This is a genomic window from Legionella drozanskii LLAP-1 (genome assembly GCF_001467585.1).
Lineage (GTDB): Bacteria > Pseudomonadota > Gammaproteobacteria > Legionellales > Legionellaceae > Tatlockia > Tatlockia drozanskii.
This window is the reverse complement of the sequence record NZ_LNXY01000020.1, coordinates 912,914-928,222: the sequence shown is the minus strand read 5'-3', so window position 1 is coordinate 928,222 and position 15,309 is coordinate 912,914. Positions and strand designations below refer to the sequence as shown.

Here is a 15,309-nt window from a genome sequence, read left to right as displayed (position 1 = left end):
CTTCGGGCTGGAAAAGTCATTAATTTTACACCATGATTAAATTCATTGCATAAAATATTTGTCTTTTAGAGATTCCAAAATGGAATGTGCACGATTTAATTCTCTCGTCAAAGCAAGAAAATCTAAGTTTTGAATTATCGCCCGAAAAGAAACTTATCAAGCCAATGAACCTATTGTGAAGTATCAGTGTCTTCGCCCCAACGACGGACAACCCCAAGGTCAATATCCAATAAATCTAAAATTCTACCCACGCTATGATTGACAAGATCATCGATAGATTGGGGATTATTGTAAAATGCAGGAACAGGGGGGGCGATGATCGCGCCCATTTCAGTAACTGCCACCATGTTTTTTAAATGCCCGAGATGAAGTGGAGATTCTCTGACCATCAAAATAAGGCGGCGTCTTTCTTTGAGTACCACATCGGCTGCACGAGTTAATAGCGTATCGGAACTACCTGAGGCAATGTCCGCTAAAGTGCGCATGGAGCAAGGAGCGATAATCATACCTAAGGTTTTATAAGAGCCACTCGATAGACAGGCAGCGATATCATTTATATTGTAATATTTGTCCGCTAAGTTATTGAGTTGAGTTGCTGATAGCTGAGTTTCTAAAGCGCGAGTTTGTTGGGCCGCTTTGGACACAATTAAATGGGTTTCAATCTCAAACTCTTTAAGACATTCCAATAAACGAACCCCATAGATAATACCCGAGGCACCGCTTATGCCAATGATGAGTCGAGATTTTCTCTGAGATGTCATCTGTCGTTAATCCTCTGGTATAGCAAAATGCAGGGTTTGTTCGGTATGGCGTCAGATTGTATCTGTTTATGTACAAAGAGTCAGCAAATTTTCGATTTTTGCTTCATTTTTTTGCAAAGTTAGTTCGCCAAGTTTTTGAGACTGTCTCCAATGGGTAGCCATTGTCTTTTCAAGACAGTGGCTACTTTTGCTTTTCTTTTATAATGATGTCAACCGTCTGAGGATTGGCCAGTGTTGATAAATCGCCAAGCTCATTAAGTTGTATGTCTTCCTGCTCAGCAATTTTTCGCAAAATCCGTCGCATGATTTTACCTGAGCGGGTTTTAGGTAGATCGGTTACCCACTGAATGATATCCGGTTTTGCGATACTGCCAATATTGTTTTTTACCGTCTCTAGTAATTCTTCTTTTAATTTTAGATCAGGCTGAATACCATTTTTTAAACAGATGAAAGCATGAATTCCTTGTCCTTTTATGGCATGAGGTACGCCCACTATGGCGGCCTCAGCGACTTTTGGATGAAGAATCAGTGCGCTTTCAATTTCGGCGGTGCCTAGTCGGTGTCCCGAAACATTGATCACATCATCAATACGGCCAGTAATCCAATAATCACCCTCTTTATCACGACGAGCTCCATCGCCGGTTATGTAATAATCATTCAGCAGATAAGTCTCGCGATAGCGTTGATGATCACCGGCTATCGTTCTTGCAACCGAGGGCCAAGGGTATTTAATGGCTAATTTTCCTTCAGCCGCACCTCTTATTTCATGCCCTTGATCATCAAGAAGAACAGGATAAATTCCAGGTAAGGGTTTGCAAGCTGCGCCTGGTTTGGCCAAATTTAGATCATCTTGCGGGCAAATCATAACTGCGCCGGTCTCAGTTTGCCACCAGGTATCCACGATAGGGGTACGATTTAGGCCAATGTGTTCCCTATACCATTGCCATACTTCGGGATTAATGGGTTCGCCCACGCTCCCCAATAAACGCAGCGAGTTGCGAGAAGTCGTTGCCAACCAGGCATTGCCTTCGCGCTTCAATGCACGAATGGCGGTAGGTGCGGTGTAAAAAACATTGACCTTATATTTATCAATTATCTTCCAGCAGCGTGAAGGATCAGGCCAATTAGGAACACCGGCAAACATAAGGGTGGTGGTTCCGTTACATAAAGGACCATAAACTACATAGCTATGCCCAGTTATCCAGCCTACATCGGCTGTACACCAAAAGACTTCTTCACTACTGCAGTTAAAAATATGATCCTGAGTATAGGCAACTTGCACTAAATACCCACCGGTCGTATGAACAACGCCTTTAGGCAGCCCAGTGCTTCCCGAAGTATATAAAATAAAAAAAGGATCTTCCGCATCCATAGGCTCGGGTTTGCAATCCGTGCTGGCCTCTTGCTTTAGTTCATGCCACCAATAATTGGATTGAGGATCAAATGAAATAGCGGCGTCGCTATGTTTGACAACCAACATGGGTATATCTAAACTTTTTTCGGCTTCATCAGCTTGTCGTTTAAGTTGAAAAAATTGGCCACCGCGTTGATACCCATCCGCAGTAATTAATAGTTTACAGTCCGCTGCTTGTAAGCGTTGTCGTAATGCGTTGGCTGAAAAGCCAGCAAAAACAACGGTGTGTATCGCCCCGATACGTGCACAGGCAAGCATGGCAATTGCGGCTTCGGGAATCATCGGGAGGTAAATCCCCACCGTATCTCCTTTGCGAATTCCTAATGATTTTAATACATTGGCGATACGGCAAACTTCCTGGTGTAGCTCTGCAAAAGTTAAAGTTCGCTGCTCATTTTCTTCGTCACCTTCCCAGATAATTGCAGGGTGATTTGCCTTGTGAGGAAGATGTTTATCGATACAGTTTGCACTGACATTTAACTTTCCTCCACTAAACCATTGCACATCCGCGGTTGCAAAGCTTCCTTGTAAAACTGTTTTCCAAGGCTTAAGCCAATCGACATAGAGGCTAGCAGTTTTGGACCAAAATTGCTCAATTGTTTGTTGATTAATTTCCTGAGGATCTAATTGCTGATTCATAAGGCACCTATTCATTAGCAATTGCTTTGATGATTGCTGAAAAATCTAATTGCTCTTGGCCTGCCTCATTGAATTGCTGATAAAGTGCTGTTGCCAGAGCACCCATGGGCGTTTCAACACCTACCGTGGCCGCCGAATTTTGGCTCAGGCGCAGATCTTTAAGCATCATTGCCGCAGTAAAACCAGGTTGATAGTGATTGTTAGCCGGAACGTCGGGGAGAATTCCTGGCACTGGGGTATACTTGGTCATAGCCCAACACTGACCTGAAGAATTACTAACTACTTCAAATAAATTTTCCGCGGATAAACCGAGATGTTCTGCAAGGATGAAGGCTTCTGAAATTGCAATCATCGATACTCCTAAAATCATATTATTACAAATTTTGGCCGCTTGACCGCTACCTGCTGAACCGGTATGAATAATGGTTTTGCCTATGGTGCTGAGCAGCGGTTTGGCTTGTGCAAAGGATTTCTCATCGCCGCCGACCATAATGGTCAAGGTCGCTGCCGCAGCCCCCGCGACACCGCCCGAGACTGGGGCATCCACAACAGAAAGTTGTCTTTGCGCGGCTTGATGATGGAGTTCCCTACTGGTTTGGACATCAATCGAAGAACAATCAATGTATAATTGATTGGCCGCAGCGTTGCTAAAAAGCCCATTCTCGCTCAAGCAAACTTGGCGTACTTGCTCCCCAGTTTGCAACATCGTTATAAACGCATCTTGGTTTCTCGCTGCATCAGCTAACTGGTTGGCAGCGAAACCACCGGCATTCGCCAGTGTTTTTACTGCCTGTGCTTGTAAATCAAAGCCGGTTACTTGATGCCCTGCTTTCACTAAATTAATCGCCATAGGCAAGCCCATGTGTCCGAGGCCCACGAATCCTATGCGTGCCATCCTTGTTCTCCTTCATCTGTAAATAAGGCTAAGTTCAATTTTTATCGAGAATTTCGTTAGTCATTGGTTGGCATAACAAAAGCATTCTGAGTTAATTGAGTGACCGGCCATTTACTGGTTACTGTTTTGCGGCGTGTATAAAAATTGATGCTTTCTAATCCATGCATATTAGTATCGCCAAATGCTGAATTTTTCCAACCACCAAAAGGATGGTTAGCAATGGGCACGGGAATAGGTATATTCACGCCAACCATACCTACTTGTACACGCTGGGTGTATTCGCGGGCGCTGTAACCATCACGTGTGAAAATAGCAGTACCGTTGCCGTATTGATGACGATTGACTAACGATAAAGCCTCGTCAAAATTATCGACGCGGAGCACCACTAGTACCGGGCCAAAAATTTCATTTTGATAAATCGACATCGATTCTTGGACTTGATCGAATAATGTGGGACCAACAAAATATCCTTGCGGGTGTTTAGCGTGTTTAAATGAGCGACCATCAACGACCAGCTTGGCACCCTCATTTTCGCCTTGATTGATAGCTGCAAGAACACGTTCTCGATGAGCAGCGCTGATGAGTGGACCCATATCAGTTTCGGCAATTTCGCCTGCATCAACACGAATCGCTTTGACCAGCGGAACTAATTTTTCTATAAATCGATCGGCTGTTTGGTCGCCCACCGCCACGACAGCAGAAATAGCCATACAACGTTCTCCAGCCGAACCAAAAGCAGCGCCAACAATGGCATTAGCGGCTTGATCCAAATCAGCATCGGGCATAATAATGGAATGATTTTTAGCGCCGCCGAAAGTATGGGCGCGTTTGCCATGAGCTGTTGCGCTGGTGTAAATGGCTTTCGCGACGGGAGTGGAAGCAACGGCTGTGAAGGCGCTAATATCTGGGTGCGCTAATAAATACTCGACCGTCGTCTTATCGCCTTGTAGACAATTGGCGACGCCAGCAGGCAAGCCTGCTTCGGTTAATAATTCAAGCAGACGAACTGGCGCAGAGGGATCTTGTTCAGACGGTTTCAATATGAAGGTATTACCGCAGGCGATAGCAGGAATGATCATCCATACAGGAACCATGACTGGAAAGTTAAATGGGGAGACTCCTGCACAGATACCCAAGGGTTGGCGAATGGTATGGCAATCAATGTGCGTTGTCACATCTGCAGAAAAGCTGCCTTGCAATTGATTCACCAAACCGCAATGAAACTCAACCACCTCAATAGCTCGCGCAATAGAGCCTTTGGCATCTTCCAGCGTTTTACCATGTTCTTTAGTGACTAGTTGGGCTAGGTCGGTCTGATATTTTTCTAACAAATCTCTAAATTTAAATAAAATTCTTGCGCGTTTGATAGGCGCTGTTTCCGCCCAGGCCGGGAAGGCTGCTTTAGCCGCAGCGATTGTTTTGTCACAAACGCTTTTATCTGCAAAATTGACTTTGCCAATGGCTTCCCCCTGTGCTGGATTGTAAATCGTATGAGAATTTGCGCTGGTAGTGTCAAATTTTTCACCATTAATATAATGCGGAACTGTATAACCCATTATCGACTCCCTGTAGCGTGGTTATTGGTAATTGCACTAATTTTGCGACAAGCTAGGCGCCACTACCATTAAGTTAAGTCCTTATTGCTCATCCTCCAGTTTGACTGGCGGATCCCTGCGTTCTATCTTTGTTCTTAAGCATCCGGTGAAGCCAGAAGATGACGAGAATCAACTCAATTTATTAATCTAAGAACGCGGTAATTGTGGCTTGGTAATGCCGTTTGTTTTCTCCGATTTGTGAACCTCGTGTTTCAATGACTTCAAAGTATGCATGTTCGCCGGCTTGCCGCAATGCATTCTCGATAGCTTCATCAATGCCAGAATCAGAATATCCTATGTAATCTCCTTTTTTCACTCTTATCATCCTTTTACCATCCGTAGAGATTAGGGGGATATTAGTGTAGCACGAACCTTTTATCAGAATGAAATATCAATTTAAGGACAAACTTAGGTTTTGATTTTATTCGAAAAGTATATTGAATATAAAAATTGTTTCGTGAAAGAATTTATTGAATAATAAATACCCTATGCAACCAAAGGATTGTCGTCATGCCAATAAAAAAAATAGTTCGTGTAGCTGAAAAGATTGAAATTACAGAAGAGTTACTAGCTAATCTAAAACTCATTTTGGGGGTAGAAGAAATTACGACAGAACGCTGTAGTGATTCACCCAACCTGCAGAATATATATAAGAAACGCATCGAGATATTATACCAAGCGTTTAATTTTGTTTTGGAAACCACACCACTGAAATCCGGCTCAGATCTGCAACTGCTTAAGAAATATCTTTTATGGTGCAAGACTCAGTGTGCCTTACCTGCTGAGGCGGACATTAGTACCTATCAAAAAATTCTCTCGCAATATACGGCTCTTTTAATCGGTGGTTTAGTTGATCATTGCGATTTAAAATATTCTGAAACAGTAAAGAAGATAGAATCTCAAATCGCACCGCTGGAAGGTGAAAAAGGGCTAGATAGTGATGAATTAATAGCGAGCGAATTATTAAATACAGCAGAAGAATATGTCATTATGAGCAAAGGGGGGTATGACATCGTAACCCTCATGCAGATGGATATCCACAGTGCAAAAGATCTTGTAATGTTGTGGGATGAGCAACTTCCTCCCTGTTCTAAAGAAACGCTTGCTGAATTAGAAGTCATCGATAAAAATCCTATCAAAATTACCCCAGAGTGGTTCCGTCAGCTACCCCGGGAGCAACAAATTTATTTTCATTCTATCGAGAATCTCCATATTTCAATTTCGGATTTAAAATTTCAATTAAATAATTTTCAATTAAAGACTTGGCCAGCAATCAAAGCTCTCTATGAAGCCAAAAAATCACACTCAGAGGTTTTCCAACAGTCGCTTAAGTCGATTAGAGATAATGTGAAGTTACCCACTTGGTTTACCGCTTTATCCCTTGAGCAACAACGATTTCTTAAGCAATTAGTCACGGCTAAATCAGAAGAATTGGGTACTACCACGACGCTGCAGCAAGATTTGGCAGGGATTGTTAAAGAGCAGCGAATGCCTGCTTGGTATTCATTTATAAATTCTGATCAACAAATGTTTATTAAAGCGTTGTTCCCTGCAGACAATAGCACTATGACGGATTTTGAGTCCCGCATTGAAAGATTAGAAGAAACCTTTGCTCATATTGGTTCGGAAAGCTCCGAAAAGTTTGCTAAAGATGTGGCGAATTTAAGAAAATTACCCTATTGGTTTTTAACCTTAGAAAATTATGAACAGTGTTTTCTAAAAGAAAATATACGTCGCGCAATTATGAAACCAGGTGGTACCATTGCTGATGCAGTTGCATTTATTCCTAGCCGACTGCGCCGCCTTCCTGGATTTGCGAATTTTCGTAGATTAAACTCGTTTATTCTTAATTCTCAGGGCGAAACGCTGCAAAAGCATGAGCCAAGTTATGCTTTTGCTCACCTAGTACCTCGAACTGAGTTAAAAAAACCCAAGCAAGTTTTGGATGCCCATACTCATCGCAATATGGACACCCTTCTCCAATATGGTAATTTCTTTTTATTTCAAACTCTAATTAGCCCCGTTCGAGGTAACCAGCCAGATTATGATCTTGAACAGGAACGACAGGAAGTATTGAAGTGGGTATCTAAAACCAAAGATGCAACAATTATTCCGACAAACCATGCTCTTAACATGGCAAAACTATATGATTACACCACTTCTGATAATCCAAACTGCCTTAATATTTTGAAAATGGCAGAATCATTTGCTTTATTGAATCAACTTCCTGAGTTAGAAGGTCTTTGGGATGAGTCTCAAATACAAGAGTTGGTCGAAGCTGCGTTTTCTGATTTGAAGAAATCACCGCTTGATGAAAGCCAAATTAAAGGCAAATTAATTGTATTTCTCAGAGCAAATCTTGAAAAGTTTGGGCCATTGCCAAATTGGCAACAAGTACTCGTTAGGCATTTATATATCCTAAATCGCAAAGAGTCGGATGTTGAAAGTTACTCAGCTTATAAGCAAGAACGACAAGACTTGGCTCATCTCGCGCGCGAGTATAGAAGTTTACTCAATTCCAGTTATGGTACTGCAACTTTTCGGGATTACAATGGCAGAGAACTGTTCTTGAGTACCTATGAACGTTTATTGGGGCCTAAGTTTGGCGCAACAACTTGTGGTGGTTGTGTCAGTTGCAAAGATAGAGACTGGGTTGTCCGTTGTCATACCATTTCAGCGCTGGTCTATCGAGATAGATATGGCGAATGGCCAAGTTATTCTGATTTAGGCGAAAAGCGTAAAAAATTTGTTACCATTGCTGCAGATATTTTTGTCTGGGGTCATGGTTTTGCGGGCGCCGATAAAAATGCTGAAGGTTGCTCAGGCACGAAAACAGCCGATTCTTATTGGCCCGGCGATATCGTGACAGCGATTAAGGAACGAGTAAAAAATCCTCGCGCTATAGAGATATCCAATATTTTGGCATCGAATAATGAGGTGGCGGAGATTGGTAATGCGCTCAACTTAATCAAACCCGGCTTTTCAAAATTTATCATGCAAGCCCTAAAATTATCGGATGAAAACCAACTAGAATTACTTAGTCGTCTAGGACTTGTACTGGAAGAAAAGAAATATTGGCAAGCTAATATTTCCTACGTGACGAGCTTTTTTAAGTCAGGACCCGATGGAATTGGGCAAATGCAAGGTCATATGGATACACGTAAGGATAGGGCCGAGAGAGCATCTATTTTAGCGAACATCTATTCGGACATTGCTATACGTCCAAAAGAAAAATCGGATAGATATAATCCTACGCAAAGAGTTTATGATTGTATTTTAGAACTTAATGCAGCACCGGACCCGAATGAGATCTTGCCTGAGATTCTTAAAATATTGGATGAAATTAAAATCGAAGCCTTTGAATACAATAATAGTCATATCAAAGTGGTGAATAGCTAATAGTGCTTAGGCCTAACCTGATGGAGCCTGGTTCCCCTCGCTTTCAAAGAGGGGTTCGAGTTAGGCTTCATGGGAGGCCAAAGCAACCTTAGCTCGGCTACGGTTCGATTCACTAAACGCCAAGTAAATTCTCTAAACCATAATAGAGCTTATCAAGCCCTAATACTCGTTGGCAGGCAAGAATAACACCGGGCATAAAAGAGGCTCTATCGATACTATTGTGAGTTATCGTCAAGGTTTCTCCATGAGTACCAAAGATAACTTGTTGATTCGCAATGAAGCCAGGCAAACGTATTGAATGGATCTTGATTCCCTGATGGGTGCCGCCTCGTGCCCCAGGTACCAATTCATGCAAAGCCAGCTCATTATTTGGGACGGTTCTTGCTTTGGCGATCATTTCTGCAGTCTTCATCGCTGTACCGGAGGGGGCATCTAATTTTTGTTGATGATGAGTTTCTATAATTTCAACTTCAGGTAAAAGTCTTGCCGCTTCAGCAGCAAAACGCATCATTAAGACCGCAGCAATTGAGAAATTAGGCGCAATAATTCCGCCTAACTTTTGTGCCTCGCACTTATCTTTAAGGACTTGAATTTGTTCATCAAGCAAGCCACTAGTTCCGATAACGGGATGAGCTCCGCTCTCAATAATGGCTAAGCTGTTGTCAAAAACGCAATCCGCACGAGTAAGGTCTACAACAATTTCGGCTTCGGTGGTTGAAATAGCTTGGCGTAAATTGTCGTCCCTACCTAGAGCACTTACAAGTTTAAACTCGGGATGATTTTGAATTGTTGCGCAAGCAAGTGCTCCCATTTTGCCTTGCGCACCATTAACGATTACTCGCGTTTGCATAGTAGCTCCAAATTAGAAATGGACAGAGATTTATTCGATGTCTTTTTTAGTTTCTTTTGATTTTGCGAGGGCCTCTTTTTCCGCTGCTTGCGCTGCTTCTCTCGCTGCTTTTTTAGCTGCCTTTTTAGCTTCTTTTATTCTTCTTTTTTCTGCAAATTGGATTTTATTCGCATCACGAATAGTTCGCCAAGCCCAGATGCTTGCTGGAAACCAACCAATAATAGTAGCTTGCATGATTAAAGCAACAAGAGCGCCGCCTGGATTATCCTCGATTAACAGGGCTAACCATGGGAAAAAAATTGCTAATAATGCCATAAAAAAAAGTTTAACCATCGGCAAGTTACCCTCAGATTGACTTAAATAAAGTATACACTCATTCATTTTAAAATGGCGAACTCGAAAAAATTCTTAACCTTTTCTTTGCGTTGCAATCATTGAATTCAGGGCTTGCAAATCAAAGGTAAACGCTGTACATTGTATGCGCATTTTGTAGACGGAAATTTATTTCCAATATAGCAACCACAGCCCGCACTATTTTTAACAATCCTTTTAAGCGGGGGTTGTTCTTGCTATAGGTAAAAGTTATCAAACAAGGGTAGTAGCATGAGAAGACAAGAGCTTCATCCGCGTACAGCTGTAATTAATAAAGCACAAAGAAATAAATCTAAAAAAGCTCGTAACGACGCTTTATCATGGTTAGCAGGCGCTTTTCCACTAATATTTGATAATAGCTTACGAATTCGACCACTTAAAACAGGCATTATGCAAGATATTCTAGCTTACTCCGATCAAGCATTAGAAGCAGGAGTATCAAAGAGTAAACTCCGCGAAGCGGTAGTGTTATTTACTCGTCGTATTGATTATTTAACTTGCCTTAAAGCGAGAGAAATGCGGATCGATTTAAAAGGTGATCCAGTTGAGATGGTTACTGAAGAAGAGGCTGAGAAAGCTGCGCTTAAAATTAAAAAACGCGTTGAAAAAAGTGCACGTAATGCGCGTAAAAATCTAGCAAGTAAAATGCCAGGCCAAGGCACGAGAGTATCAAATCCAGCGAATCATTCTCAAAATAGTTCGGAAATGAGTTTTTCTTATCCGGAGCGGGCACCAGCCTACAGTGCGCAAAACGTCCCTCCACAAGCAAGAGTTGCTTCGGTGGTTGTGAAGCACAAGAGCACTCGTCAATTTGATCCCGATGCTGTTGCTCGATTAAAAGAAAAATTGGGTATATCTCGTAAAACGGAAGTTGAGAAAGAAAATATCGAATAAGAAGCGTTGGGCCAAGAAGTCCCTGCGGTATTGGCACTTTTTTTTGAATCCTATTTCGAGCCAAATCAAGTGTTTTACTGAACCGTTCAGCCTGAGGAGGAGCGCCAGCGACGTCTCGAAGGCCTGTCCTGGGGCACACTCGAAGGGTGCGCTTTGCACCAAGGCTTTGAGACAACGCTACGCGCACCCGAGCATCCTGAGGCTCTGGAAGGACTCAGCCCGAACGGATCGAGCTACTGATTGGAGCAGCACCAATTTTTGTTCAAAAAAAGTGAAGATCCCGCAGGCCAAGGCCCAACTTACACTAACGGCTCAATTAATTTTCTAAGACTTTCAGGCAAAGGGACCGATTGGTTCTTGTTATAATCTACCCATACTATTTTACTCGTCCCCTGCGTCATCAATTCATCATCTTGATAAATATCATGATCAATAACCATACTAGAGCGACCAAGGCTGTGCAAAGAACTTGTCAATTTAAGCGTAGCCGGATAAATAATAGGCTTTAAAAAAGTGCAACCAACGTGAATGACCACTGGGCCTGTACCTTGACCTTGTTGCAGAACTAAATTAATACTTTCCAACCATTCTATTCGCGCTTGTTGAAAATAGTCGAAATAGCGACCATTGTTCACATGGCCTAAAGCATCCATATCACCCCATTCAATCGAAAAGACTTTTTGATGAACGGCCATTTTTTTAGTTGTTGTCATGATAAATCCATCGGGTCGATATCCACATTCCAGCGAACATTATTGCTTAATTTGTTCATTGTCAACCAGAGCCTGAGCTTCGTCAGTGCATGATGCAGTACTTTACGTGAGGAGGATTTGACTAATAATTGCATGCGATGTTGGTCGGCTTTGCGAGCCAATGGAGCTGGTGCGGGTCCGAGTACTCGGATTCCTTCTGTTTCCAATTGTTCTTTGCTGGTATGAAGAAAATGCAGCACTTTAGAGGGGAGTTTGTCTTGCGCACGAATGACGGCTAAAAAATGATAGGGCGGTAATTCGGCATGTTGACGCATCGCCAGTAACGCTTTGGCAAAAGCATCATAACCTTGTTGAATCAGCAGATTGAGTAAGGGGTGGTTAGGAATATGAGTTTGAATAAGCACTTGCCCGGCATGTTGTGCCCGGCCCGCGCGCCCCGAAACCTGTGTTAAAAGTTGTCCTAAGCGCTCCAGCGCGCGAAAATCTTGATTATAAAAACCAGCATCGGTATCCAGCACGACCACCAAAGTTAAACGTGGAAAATGGTGACCCTTGGCCAACATTTGGGTACCGACAATTAATTGTGCTTCACCTTTATTAATTCGTTCTAGGTGATGGTCGAGTTCATTCTTCTTTCTAACCTCATCGCGATCGATCCGCAGAATATTTGTGTCGGGAAAATAGGTTTGTAAAAACTCATGCACACGTTGAGTGCCTGCACCGATAGGAAGCAATTCTGTATTATGACAAGAACGACATTGGCTAGGAATTTTTTTTATTATTCCGCAATGATGACAAACCAGCCTACCTAATTTGCGATGTAAAGTAAGATGGCTATCACAGGCCTGGCAATCAGCCATCCAGCCGCAATGATGACAAAGTAATACCGGAGCAAAGCCGCGGCGATTGATAAATACTAAAACCTGATTTCCCTGTGCCAAATGTTCAGCAATGAGAGTTAAGCTTTTAGTGGCTAGGCCCTGTTGCAAATTAACATTGCGAATATCAAGAAGTTGGTAGCGCAACGGAGAAGTTGCCAACGCTTTTTGGTTAAGGCGTAAAAGTGTGTATTTGTTCAAAACACAGTTATGCATACTCTCCAGACTGGGGGTGGCAGAACCTAAGACAATGGGAATCTTAGCTAAATAGGCACGCATTAATGCCGTGTCGCGGGCAGAATATCGTACACCATCCATCTGTTTTAAAGAGGCATCATGTTCTTCATCGATAATAATTAAACCCAAAGAAGGCATTGGCGTAAAAACGGCTGTGCGTGTGCCGATCACTAATTTGACTAGATTATCGTTAGCTAATTGCCAAGCCACTTGTCGCTCTGTTTCGTTTAAATTAGAGTGGATGACGACCATCGGTTCACTAAATCGTGCAGTAAAGCGGGCTAATAATTGCGGCGTGAGACCAATTTCGGGAACTAAGATCAGCACTTGCCGTCCTTGGTCTAACACCTGGGTAATGAGCTGTAAGTAAACTTCAGTTTTCCCACTACCTGTGACACCTTGCAGTAAAAAACAGTGATAATCCTGTAGGTGTTCCGTCAATTTATGCAGAGCAAAAGCTTGTTCTTCATTCAAGGCTAATGGGGCGTCAGACGGTGGACTGGGCTGTTCTGGGAGGGCAATTTTCTGAGTGATTGAAATAAGATTAAGCGCTAGTAATGCATTTAATTGCGACTGACTAAAACCTTCTTTCATCAAGGCCGATTTACTTAGAGAACCTTGCTGATTTAAACAATCAATAAGTGCTAATTGTTTTTTAGCTCGAGGAGCGAGACTTTTCTGCGCTGTCTCTTGTGGGGCAAGTAATTCATAATAATCACAGGTAGGTAATTCTCTCTTGGCTCCTAAACGATATTTTTTAGGTAAGGCTAAAGGGATTACTTCCGATAAAGGGGATTGATAATAACTACTCACCCATTGGCACAAATGAAGTAGCGTTTCGCTGATTAGCGGTTGGTCGTCGATCACGGTAGAGATTGACTTTAGTTCAGTCCTTTCATCCTCCGAAGAATGTTGACCAATCACTATCCCTAAACGAGTTTTATTGCGAAAAGGCACCCAAACGCGAGCGCCAATGCTTGGATTTAAATGTTCAGCCTGATAGTCAAAATAATCGCGATTGGTATGGGGAATACAGATTTTATATCGTGTTTTCAACTGCGTTGCCATTCGTGGCTTGCTGATTGCCCTGGCGCTGAAAAGACCTTGATCACGACTTTTTCAATGCGGTGGCGATCTAATTCCGCCTTATCTTTAATTAACTCCTCAACAAACCAACGCGACAATTCTTCGACGGTGATATTCGTTACTGGCATGAGGGTTACATCTTCTTTAAGAAACGGTATTTTCTTATGATTAAAAGTGAAATAATAATAATTTTCATCTTCAGCGTATTCTAAGAAAGGTGAAAATTGCGGCATCAAAAAGGTTTGATTTAAATAGCGACATAATTTATGAATTCGTTCTTTGTAATAGCGATAATCAAAGGTCATCCCGTTTTCTTCTACCCAAGTTGTGAGGGCTAGATAAACCGCATACATATGACCATGCAAAGGCTCGCGTTCTGTCGCCGAGAATATAGTGGTGTGGCCGGCTGAAAATTTCATCGACTCTTTTTGTAATTCCACAGTAGTTAAGTATTTTTTTATCATAAACTCGCTCGTTTATCTTGCAATTGAAAACCACTTAAGGTTGATTCTATCTGTTTGGTGAGGGCAATCACCTTAAACAATTCGCCCATTTCGCTGGGTTGAATGAGTTGTTTTACCGCTTGCTGTGTTTTCATACGCTCAGGCTCATTATCCTCATTTTCCAATAAGCTTAGCAAACCGTTAGCCAGCAAAAAAGAGGCCTGATTGCAATAGCCTGCAATATGAAAGCCAGCGGTATAAGCAGCTTCAGCGACATGAGTAAAATCAACATGAGCGGTAATATCTTGTTCGCCTACATGAATGAGTGGATTCGCGTGCGCATGATGCTGGTAGTGACACATCAAAGTACCGGTATTGCGATCCGGGTGATAATACTCATGCCTTGGGAAGCCATAATCAATAATAAACATCGCCCCTTGATTGAGCATGTTAGAACACTGCAAGATCCAATCATCGATAAATAAATTAACTTCAGAAAGATAAGGGACTTGCTCCTGCGGAAAATTGTTTTTGATATAATCGAGTAAACGTGGGTTAGTGCAAGGTTTAAAAACTTCGATTAATTCGCCCTGGTCATCCAGACGAATAAAACTTTCCTGGATACTATCTGGCGTTTGCAAAAAACGATGCACCGGCATGGCATCAAGTACTTCATTGGCAATGATCACACCGTTGAATGCTTGTTCAGGCCAGCGCTCTAGCCAAGTGACGCGATCAAACAAATGCGGAATTTCTTGTTGAATTAACTCAGTCTGTCGTTGACGTAAATTGGCACTTACTTCAAGAATGTAATAAGTTTGGGGCAAGCAAGACATGCGCTCTAGCGAGGTTAAGAGATCAACACATAAACGCCCTGAACCAGCGCCGAATTCAAACAAAACCGGTGATGACAGCGTTTCTAATAATTCTTTGCATTGGTGAGCAAGTGTTTGTCCAAACAGAGGCGTTAATTCGGGTGCGGTGATGAAATCGCCATGAATACCAAATTTTTGTAATCCTGCACTATAATAGCCAACATACGGTGCATAGAGCGCCAGTTGCATAAACTCAACAAAAGGCAGGTCGCCTTGCTCTAATTGAGTGTGAATCGATTTTAATAAACTCATAACTGA

13 protein-coding genes are annotated in these 15,309 nt (G+C 42.4%); 2 read left to right on the top strand and 11 right to left on the bottom strand.

Annotated elements, in window-relative coordinates; genetic code table 11:
* Positions 1-170 precede the first annotated feature (170 nt).
* The 5 genes from Ldro_RS08475 to Ldro_RS16325 form a co-directional block, all read right to left on the bottom strand.
* On the bottom strand, positions 171-761 hold the full coding sequence (locus tag Ldro_RS08475; protein WP_058495957.1) for a UbiX family flavin prenyltransferase: 591 nt from the start codon (positions 759-761) through the stop codon (positions 171-173).
* A gap of 181 nt (positions 762-942) precedes the next feature.
* On the bottom strand, positions 943-2,814 hold the full coding sequence (gene acs / locus Ldro_RS08470) for an acetate--CoA ligase (RefSeq protein WP_131764250.1): 1,872 nt from the start codon (positions 2,812-2,814) through the stop codon (positions 943-945).
* Between the two features lie 7 nt (positions 2,815-2,821).
* On the bottom strand, positions 2,822-3,709 hold the full coding sequence (mmsB, locus tag Ldro_RS08465) for a 3-hydroxyisobutyrate dehydrogenase (protein WP_058495955.1): 888 nt from the start codon (positions 3,707-3,709) through the stop codon (positions 2,822-2,824).
* 56 nt (positions 3,710-3,765) lie between these two features.
* On the bottom strand, positions 3,766-5,265 hold the full coding sequence (locus Ldro_RS08460) for a CoA-acylating methylmalonate-semialdehyde dehydrogenase (RefSeq protein ID WP_058495954.1): 1,500 nt from the start codon (positions 5,263-5,265) through the stop codon (positions 3,766-3,768).
* A gap of 181 nt (positions 5,266-5,446) precedes the next feature.
* Complete coding sequence (locus Ldro_RS16325) at positions 5,447-5,629, bottom strand: dodecin domain-containing protein (protein ID WP_131764249.1); 183 nt, start codon at positions 5,627-5,629, stop codon at positions 5,447-5,449.
* A 185-nt stretch (positions 5,630-5,814) separates the two neighbouring features.
* On the opposite strand from Ldro_RS16325, the gene Ldro_RS08455 reads away from it, so the two are divergent.
* A complete protein-coding gene (locus tag Ldro_RS08455) occupies positions 5,815-8,703 on the top strand; it encodes a hypothetical protein (protein ID WP_058495953.1) in 2,889 nt (962 codons plus the stop codon).
* A gap of 112 nt (positions 8,704-8,815) precedes the next feature.
* Here the strand turns inward: Ldro_RS08455 and dapB are convergent, their stop codons facing one another.
* Both dapB and Ldro_RS17000 read right to left on the bottom strand, forming a co-directional pair.
* Positions 8,816-9,553, bottom strand: a complete 738-nt coding sequence (gene dapB, locus Ldro_RS08450; RefSeq protein WP_058495952.1) for a 4-hydroxy-tetrahydrodipicolinate reductase — start codon at positions 9,551-9,553, stop codon at positions 8,816-8,818.
* A 30-nt stretch (positions 9,554-9,583) separates the two neighbouring features.
* The gene (locus Ldro_RS17000; protein WP_131764248.1) at positions 9,584-9,886 is read right to left on the bottom strand and encodes a YqaE/Pmp3 family membrane protein; all 303 of its coding nucleotides are present in this window, start codon (positions 9,884-9,886) and stop codon (positions 9,584-9,586) included.
* A gap of 270 nt (positions 9,887-10,156) precedes the next feature.
* On the opposite strand from Ldro_RS17000, the gene Ldro_RS08440 reads away from it, so the two are divergent.
* Positions 10,157-10,819, top strand: coding sequence for a ProQ/FinO family protein (locus tag Ldro_RS08440; protein ID WP_058495950.1), 663 nt, complete (start codon positions 10,157-10,159; stop codon positions 10,817-10,819).
* Between the two features lie 299 nt (positions 10,820-11,118).
* Here the strand turns inward: Ldro_RS08440 and Ldro_RS08435 are convergent, their stop codons facing one another.
* From Ldro_RS08435 to Ldro_RS08420, 4 genes are read right to left on the bottom strand one after another with little or no spacing between them, the layout of a single operon-like run.
* Positions 11,119-11,532, bottom strand: a complete 414-nt coding sequence (locus Ldro_RS08435; protein WP_058495949.1) for an acyl-CoA thioesterase — start codon at positions 11,530-11,532, stop codon at positions 11,119-11,121.
* Positions 11,529-13,703: a primosomal protein N' gene (locus Ldro_RS08430; protein WP_193786645.1), complete on the bottom strand. Its 2,175-nt coding sequence runs from the start codon at positions 13,701-13,703 to the stop codon at positions 11,529-11,531. Before Ldro_RS08430 ends, Ldro_RS08435 begins: the two co-directional genes overlap by 4 nt.
* Entirely contained in the window at positions 13,700-14,194 is a 495-nt protein-coding gene (locus tag Ldro_RS08425) for a 6-pyruvoyl trahydropterin synthase family protein (protein WP_131764260.1), read from the bottom strand. Before Ldro_RS08425 ends, Ldro_RS08430 begins: the two co-directional genes overlap by 4 nt.
* A complete protein-coding gene (locus tag Ldro_RS08420; RefSeq protein ID WP_058495946.1) occupies positions 14,194-15,303 on the bottom strand; it encodes a class I SAM-dependent methyltransferase in 1,110 nt (369 codons plus the stop codon). Before Ldro_RS08420 ends, Ldro_RS08425 begins: the two co-directional genes overlap by 1 nt.
* Positions 15,304-15,309 lie beyond the last annotated feature (6 nt).